At 73.6% G+C, this 7,832-nt stretch carries 7 protein-coding genes; 5 read left to right on the top strand and 2 right to left on the bottom strand.

Annotated elements, in window-relative coordinates; translation table 11 throughout:
- Positions 1–153: 153 nt before the first annotated feature.
- From ABZ858_RS37035 to ABZ858_RS37025, 3 genes are all read left to right on the top strand, one after another.
- Positions 154–1,635, top strand: a complete 1,482-nt coding sequence (locus tag ABZ858_RS37035; protein WP_361389371.1) for a bifunctional glycosyltransferase family 2/GtrA family protein — start codon at positions 154–156, stop codon at positions 1,633–1,635.
- Complete coding sequence (locus ABZ858_RS37030) at positions 1,632–3,893, top strand: glycosyltransferase family 39 protein (RefSeq protein WP_361389368.1); 2,262 nt, start codon at positions 1,632–1,634, stop codon at positions 3,891–3,893. The genes ABZ858_RS37035 and ABZ858_RS37030 overlap by 4 nt, the downstream gene beginning before the upstream one ends.
- 238 nt (positions 3,894–4,131) lie before the next feature.
- Positions 4,132–4,896 carry a TetR/AcrR family transcriptional regulator gene (locus ABZ858_RS37025; RefSeq protein WP_361389365.1) on the top strand — a complete coding sequence of 255 codons (765 nt, stop codon included), beginning with the start codon at positions 4,132–4,134 and terminating at the stop codon, positions 4,894–4,896.
- A gap of 9 nt (positions 4,897–4,905) precedes the next feature.
- Here the strand turns inward: ABZ858_RS37025 and ABZ858_RS37020 are convergent, their stop codons facing one another.
- Entirely contained in the window at positions 4,906–5,379 is a 474-nt protein-coding gene (locus tag ABZ858_RS37020) for a PPOX class F420-dependent oxidoreductase (protein WP_361389362.1), read from the bottom strand.
- 205 nt (positions 5,380–5,584) lie between these two features.
- A complete protein-coding gene (locus ABZ858_RS37015; RefSeq protein ID WP_361389359.1) occupies positions 5,585–5,938 on the bottom strand; it encodes an STAS domain-containing protein in 354 nt (117 codons plus the stop codon).
- Between the two features lie 225 nt (positions 5,939–6,163).
- On the opposite strand from ABZ858_RS37015, the gene ABZ858_RS37010 reads away from it, so the two are divergent.
- Both ABZ858_RS37010 and ABZ858_RS37005 read left to right on the top strand, forming a co-directional pair.
- Complete coding sequence (locus ABZ858_RS37010) at positions 6,164–6,904, top strand: GAF and ANTAR domain-containing protein (protein WP_361389374.1); 741 nt, start codon at positions 6,164–6,166, stop codon at positions 6,902–6,904.
- Between the two features lie 28 nt (positions 6,905–6,932).
- The gene (locus ABZ858_RS37005) at positions 6,933–7,658 is read left to right on the top strand and encodes an ANTAR domain-containing protein (protein ID WP_361389356.1); all 726 of its coding nucleotides are present in this window, start codon (positions 6,933–6,935) and stop codon (positions 7,656–7,658) included.
- Positions 7,659–7,832 lie beyond the last annotated feature (174 nt).

The raw sequence follows: 7,832 nt of genomic DNA, 5'->3' as shown, positions 1-7,832 counted from the left end.
GCCGCACCAGCGCGTCATGAAGCAGCACTCCGACGCCAACGCCACCGCCGCCCCCGCCGCCCCCGCCGCCCCCGGCGGCTCGGGCCCGCACTCACAGTCGCCGCACAGCGTCACCACATAGCCAGGACAGGCCCGTTGACAAGAGTCGCCCCCATGCGAACCGACTCTTCTCCCGGCCCCCTGCCGGTGCGGGAGCACCTTCCGGCCGCGGCCGCCGGTACGCCGGTCCTGGACGTAGTGGTCCCCGTCTACAACGAGGAGAAGGACCTCCGGTCCTGTGTGCTCCGGCTGCACGAGCACCTCACCCGCACCTTCCCCTACGCGTTCCGTATCACCATCGCGGACAACGCCTCCACGGACGGCACCCCCCGGGTGGCGGCACAGCTGGCGGCGGAGCTGGCCGGGGTCGGCAGCCGCCGCCTCGAACAGAAGGGCCGGGGCCGCGCCCTGCGGTCCGTGTGGGCCGCCTCCGAGGCGCCGGTCCTCGCCTATATGGACGTGGACCTGTCCACCGACCTCAACGCGCTGCTGCCGCTGGTGGCGCCGCTCATCTCGGGCCACTCCGACCTGGCGATCGGCTCCCGGCTCGCCCGCAGCTCACGGGTGGTGCGCGGGGCCAAACGGGAGTTCATCTCCCGGTCCTACAACCTCATCCTGCGCGGCTCCCTCCAGGCCCGCTTCACGGACGCCCAGTGCGGCTTCAAGGCGATCCGGCGCGATGTCGCCCAGGTGCTGCTGCCGCTGGTGGAGGACACCGGCTGGTTCTTCGACACCGAGATGCTGGTGCTCGCCGAACGGGCCGGACTGCGCATCCACGAGGTGCCGGTCGACTGGGTCGACGACCCCGACTCCACGGTGCACCTGATGCGGACCGCGACCGAGGACCTCCGGGGCGTGTGGCGGATCGGCAAGGCGCTGGCCACCGGCTCGCTGCCGCTGGACCGGCTCGCCCGCCCCTTCGGCGACGACCCCCGCGACCGGGACATCCAGGACGTGCCCAAGGGGCTGGCCCGCCAGCTCGTCGGCTTCTGCGTCGTCGGTGTCCTGTCCACCCTGTGCTACCTGCTGCTCTACAGCCTCTTCCGGCAGTTCTGCGGCTCGCAGATCGCCAACGCGCTCGCCCTGCTGGTCTCGGCGGTCGCCAACACCGCCGCCAACCGGCGGCTGACCTTCGGCGTGCGCGGCCGGGGCGGCGCGGTGCGCCACCAGGCGCAGGGCCTGGTCGTCTTCGCCATCGGCCTCGCGCTGACCAGCGGCTCCCTGGCGGCGCTCGACGCGGCCACCAGCGCCCCGGCGCACTCCACCGAACTGGCCGTCCTGGTGGCCGCCAACCTCGCGGCGACCGTGCTGCGCTTCCTGCTCTTCCGCGCCTGGGTCTTCCAGGACCGGCATGAGGAGGCGGCACGGCAGCAGGCGTACCGCGACCGCTCCCGTGAGGACCGGCCCACCACCGGCCACTCCGCCGTCCTCGTCGTGGCGGACGACAGCATGCGGCGGCAGCCGGTACGCCCCGGGCCGCGCCCGTACGGCACCGCTCCGCGCCCGTACGACACCGCCCCCTATGACACCGCCCCCTATGACATCGACCCGTACGGCACCGACCCGTACGGCACCGACCCGAAGGAAGCCCGATGACCACCGAACACGACCGGGGCACCCGGCAGGCGGCCGGAGGCACGCCCACGCACGCCGGCACCGGCACGGCGGCGACCGCCCCCGATTCGGCGGTGACCGCTCCCGGTGCGGAGCCGAAGCCGCCCTTCGCGCGCCGCCTGTGGCGCGGCCGGCCCGAGGACCCGCGCTGGGCGCGCCCCGCCCTCCTCGCCCTGCTGCTGGCCACCGCCCTGCTCTACCTCTACGACCTCAGCGCCTCCGGCTACGCCAACTCCTTCTACTCGGCGGCGGTCCAGGCGGGCAGCAGGTCCTGGAAGGCGTTCTTCTTCGGCTCGCTGGACGCGGGCAACGCCATCACCGTGGACAAGCCCCCGGCCGCGCTGTGGCCGATGGCGCTGTCGGTCAGGGTGTTCGGGCTCAACTCCTGGGCGATCCTCGCCCCCGAGGCGGTCATGGGCGTCCTCACGGTCGCCGTGGTCCACGCCTCCGTGCGCCGCCGCTTCGGTCCCGCCGCCGGCCTGATCGCGGGCGCGGTGCTGGCGCTCACACCGGTGGCCGCGCTGATGTTCCGGTTCGACAACCCGGACGCGCTGCTCGCGCTGCTGATGGCGCTCACCGTGTACCTCGTGGTCCGCGGCCTGGAGGACGGCCGCACCAAGTGGCTGGTGTGGGCGGGTGTCGCGGTCGGGTTCGCCTTCCTGACGAAGACGTTGCAGGCGTTCCTCGTCCTGCCCGCGCTGGCCGCCGTCTACGGCGTCTGCGCGCCCGTACGGCTGCGGAAGCGGCTGGGGCAGCTGGCGCTGGCGACCGTGGCGCTGGTCGTCTCCGGCGGCTGGTGGGTGGCGATCGTCGAGCTGTGGCCCGCCTCCTCCCGCCCCTACATCGGCGGCTCGCAGAACAACAGCTTCCTGGAGCTGACCTTCGGCTACAACGGCTTCGGCCGGATCAACGGCGACGAGACCGGCAGCGTCGGCGGCGGAGGCGGCCCGGGCGGCGGCCGCGGCGGCGGCATGTGGGGTACGACCGGCTGGGACCGGATGTTCAACGACGAGGTCGGCGGCCAGATCTCCTGGCTGCTCCCGGCCGCGCTGATCCTGCTGGTGGCGGGGCTCGTCCTGACCCGCGGCGCCCGGCGCACCGACCTCGCCCGCGGCTCCTTCCTCGCCTGGGGCGGCTCGCTGCTGATGACGCTGGCCGTCTTCAGCTATATGGCGGGCATCTTCCACCAGTACTACACGGTGGCCCTCGCGCCGTACCTCGCCGCCGTCATCGGCATGGGCGTGAGCGTCCTGTGGGAGGAACGGTCCAGGGTGTGGGCGTCCCTCACACTCGCCGCCGCCGTCACGGCGACCGCCGCCTGGGGGTACGTCCTGCTCCACCGCACACCCGCCTACCTGCCCTGGCTGAGGTGGCTGGTGCTGGCCGGCGGCCTGGCGGCGGCCCTCGGGCTGGTCTTCGTGGCCCGGCTGGGCCGCCCGCTCACGCTCGTGGTGGTCGCCGCGGCCGCCGCGACCTCGCTGGCCGGCCCGACGGCGTACACCCTGAGCACGGTGGGCTCCGCGCACACCGGTTCCATCCCGACGGCCGGTCCGGCGGGCGCGAGCATGAGGGGCTTCGGCGGCCGGGGCGGCTTCCCGGGCGGGGGCGGCAGGCGCGGGGGCGGCTTCGGAGGCGGTGGCTTCGGAGGCGGGACGCAGGGCCGAGGCCAAGGTCAAGGACAAGGCCAGGGCCAGAACGGAAACGGAAACGGCAACGGCTTCCCGGGCGGCGGCATGCCCGGCCAGAACGGCCAGAACGGCCAGAACGGCCAGGGCGGCCAGAACGGCCAGGGCGCAGCCAACGGCGGCTTCCCCGGTGGCGGCCGCACAGGCGAGGGCGGTCGTCGCGCCGGTGGCGGCATGGGCGGACTGCTGGACGGCGCCCGGGTCGGTTCCGCGGCCGAGAAGCTGCTGGAGCGGGACGCGTCCCGGTACACCTGGGTCGCCGCGTCCATCGGTTCGCAGAACGCGGCCAGTTACCAGCTCGCCACCGGTGACCCGGTGATGGCGATCGGCGGCTTCAACGGCACCGACCCGTCCCCGACCCTGGCCCAGTTTCAGAAGTACGTGACCGAGGGGAAGATCCACTACTTCATTGCCGGTGGCGGCATGGGCGGTGGCATGGGCGGCCGGGACAGCGGAACCGCCGCCCAGATCACCTCCTGGGTGGAGAAGAACTTCAAGAAGGTCACGGCCGGCTCGGCCACCTTCTACGACCTCACCCGGCGGACCACGAGCTGACGGTCCCCCCCCACGCACACGGAGGCGGCGGCCCGGCGAGGGCCACCGCCTCCGTGTCGTGCCGCCGCCCGCAGCGGGCAGACGCCCGGAGCGGGCAGACGCCGGAACGGGCGGACGCCGGAACGGGAAGACTCACCGGCAGGGCGGCCAGACCGTCCGGAACCGGAACCGGAATCTGCCCAGGACCTAGCATGACCGGCGCCGGACAGAGCTTCGGCGGAGCTAAGGAAGGTGCGCCATGGTGAAGGCAGCCGGGGCCAGGGGCGCGGCCCGGACCAGTGTCTGGCTGGCGGGCAAGGAGCACCGGGGCGGGCGCGGCGGCGGCCAGCCCTCCGGGCTCGACCGGCGGCGGATCACCGAGGCCACGGTGCGGCTGCTGGACGCGGAGGGGCCGGACCGGTTCTCCATGCGCCGGCTCGCCGCCGAGCTGAACGTCACCGCGATGTCCGTGTACTGGTACGTCGACACCAAGGACGACCTGCTCGAACTCGCCCTGGACGCCGCCATCGGCGAGCTGCGGCTGCCCGGCCGGGACGCCGGCGCCGACTGGCGCGAGGAGCTGCGCGGGCTCGCCACCGGATACCGCGCGCAACTGGTGCGCCACCCCTGGATGTCCCCGCTGGCCGGCCGCTACCTCAACATCGGCCCCAACCACCTGGCCTTCTCGCGGACGGTGCAGCGCGTCATCCGCCGCACCGGCCTGCCCGCGCACCGGGTGACGAGCGCCATCTCGGCCGTCTTCCAGTTCGTGTACGGCTACGGCACGATCGAGAGCCGGTTCCTGTCCCGGATCGAGGACAGCGGGATGAGCCCGGAGGAGTACTACGCGCAGGTGATGCACTCGGCCGAGCAGGACCCGGCGGCCGCGGACTACCTCCAGGAGTCCAGGGAGATCATGGACGCCCGCGGCGGCGACACGGTCGCGGAGATGCTCGACCGCGACTTCACCTTCGCCCTGGACCTGCTGATCGCGGGGATCGAGGCGATGGTCGCCCGCGGCTGAGCGGGCCTGCTACCGGTCCTGTCCGGTGAGCCGGGCCGGGAAACCGCCCGTGGCCACGGGCCCCCACCGCTCCGGGGTGATCCGGATGATCGACTTGCCCTGCTCGACCATGGCCCGCCGGTACTCGTCCCAGTCCGGGTGCTCGCCGGAGATGACGCGGAAGTACTCCACGAGCGGTTCCACGGACTCGGGTGCGTCGATGACCTCGGCGGTGCCGTCGATCTGCACCCACGGCCCGTTCCACTCGTCGCTGAGCACGACGAGGCTCACCCGCGGGTCGCGCTTGGCGTTGCGGGTCTTGGCCCGCTCCGGGTAGGTGGAGACCACGATCCGGCCCGCCTCGTCCACCCCGCAGGTCAGCGGCGATGCCTGCGGGCCGCCGTCCGCGCGCCGGGTCAGCAGCAGGGCGCGGTGGCGGGGGCGTACGAAGTCCAGGAGCCCGTCGCGCGAGACGGACGTGTTGGTCGCGATGCTGGATGCCATTCCCGCAGCCTAGGTGCCGCCCGCTCCCGCAGACGGCAGGACGGCCGACCCCGCCGTGCCTACCACCGCGAGAATCACCCACGAGCCCACGAGCCCACGAGCCCACGAGCCCACGAGCCCACGAGCCCACGAGCCCACGAGCCCACGAGCCCACGAGCCCACGAGCGACACGCCCGCAGCCCGCCGGTCGCCGCCCGCGGTCCGCTCATGCCCGCAGCGCCTGCTCCAGGTCGTCGTACACCGGTACGTCACGCCGGACGCCGGTGACCTCCAGGACGCGGCTGGGGATGCCGGGGGGCGCCGCCGCCACCCGCAGCAGCACCTCGGGAGGCAGCAGCCGCCGTACGTCCGTCACCAGGCGGGCGCCCTGGGAGTCCATGAAGTCGGTGCGGGTGAGGTCGAGGACCAGCACCCGCAGCCGTCCGGCGCGGGCTCTCGCGAAGGCCAGGACGGCGGTGCGCAGCGCGGCGCCGTTGGACAGGTCGATCTCCGGCGGCAGGACGAGCAGGGCGCGGCCGGGCAGCTCACGCACCCGGCACGGGCTCGGGAAGTGGGTCATGGCACTCACCTGGGAGTAGGCAGACATCCGTCCGGTCTCTGCAAGGCCGCTTCCTGACCGCTCGCACTCCATTGCATCACTCCCGCGCGCCGCTTCATAGAGCCCGAAGCGGACCGTCCACCAGGCGGAAACCCCGTCGAAGGACGAGATAAGGTTCTGTCCGTCCTGTGCTCGCAGTCGGGAATGTGCTGCGGAGCTCTCCTGCGCATGGCCGTAGTGCTGTGCATGCCGAAGAGGTTCGTGGTGCCTGCGTCTGACTTTTCTGAATTGCCCCGTTTTCCGGGGGACATCGAGCTGCCCGAAGCCCTGACCGTCGCGGCTCGCCACCTGCACGACACGGACACCCCGCACAGCACCATGCGCGTCGCCGTCCGGCTCGCCGTGCGGCTGCTGCCGGGCGCCGAGCACGCGGGCATCTCGGAGATCGACCGCGACGGCCTGCGCCGCACGGTCGCCCGGACCGACGACGTGGTCCGCGTCGCGGACGGCCCGGACAGCGCCGGCCACGGGCAGCCGCCGTACTGGGAGGGGCTGTGGCACGCCCCGGTGGTGCGGGTGGCCGACAGCGAACTGGAGGCGGGCGGCGAGGCGCTGGCCGCGGCGGGCGTGCGGTCCGCGCTCGCGCTGCGGCTGCGCGCCGAGAAGCGGCGCCTGACCGTCCTCACCGCCTACTCGGCCAAGCCGCGCGCCTTCGACGAGGAGGCGACCCGGATCGGCCGGCTGTTCACCGCGCACGTGAGCCTCGCCCTGGACTCGGCGACCGTGCGCGAGCAGCTCACCGAGGCGATGCGCACCCGCGACCTGATCGGCCAGGCCACCGGCATCCTCATGGAGCGCCTGGACATCGACGCGGCGGAGGCGTTCGACAGCCTGGTGCGCGCCTCGCAGCGGGAGAACGTCAAACTGCGCGATCTGGCCCGCCGGATCGTGGACGCGAAGAATGCCACAGGTCGGCCGGGGAGTTGATCGGCGGTACGGGGACACAAGCAATCGCATGACCCTGGAGACGACGCCCGAACCGCTGGCGCAGGCCATCGTGCGCAGCGGCGGCCTGGACACGCTGCTGCGCGACCTGACCGACCGGGCCGTCCAGGACGTGCCGGGCGCCGCCGCGTGCAGCATCACCGTGCGCCGCGGTGACCGGCTGCTGACCCTGGCGGGCAGCGGCGGCCTGCCCAGCGGTCTGGACCTGCGCCAGTACGAGAACGGCACCGGCCCGTGCGTGACGGCCGCCGGTACCGGTGTCGAGCAGTACGCCCCCGACCTCGCCGACCCGGCCGAGGCCCGCTGGCCCGCGTACGTGCCGTACGCGCTCTCGGTGGGGGTGCGCTGTGTGCTGGCGCTGCCGCTGGGGTCCGCCGGGGCCGGGGGCAACGGGGCCGCGCTCAATCTCTACGGGGCGGAGCCCGACGCGCTGGGCCCCGGCCGGGCGGCGGCCCGGGCCTTCGCGGAGCGGGCCGCGGACACCGTCGAGGCCGCCCTGCGGATGGAGTACGAGGGTGCCGACGTGCCCGACGTGCGCACCGCGCTGCTCTCGCGCAGCGTCATCGACCAGGCGATCGGGATCCTCATGGCCAGGGAGCGGCTCGACGCCCGGCGCGCGCTGGAGCGGCTGCGTCGCGTCTCCCAGCACCGCAACACCAAGCTCCGCGACCTGGCCGCCGATCTGGTGGCCCGCGTCACCGGCGACGGCGGCCCGCCGGCGCCGGAAAGCGGGTGACCGGGGGACCCGCCACCGCCCTGACCCGCCACCGCCCGCCCCGCCACCGGACACCGGTGACGGGTCGGGCGGTGTCCGATCAGGTGGTGGGGAGGGTGTCGCCCTGGACGGCCTGGATGTCGAGTTCGACCTTGAGGGTGGTGCCGATGGCGGCGATACCGGCCTGGAGGACCT

It is taken from the genome of Streptomyces sp. NPDC047017 (assembly GCF_040644175.1).
GTDB lineage: Bacteria > Actinomycetota > Actinomycetes > Streptomycetales > Streptomycetaceae > Streptomyces.
Note: the sequence above shows the minus strand (reverse complement) of the source record. Positions and strands in the feature narration are given on the sequence as shown.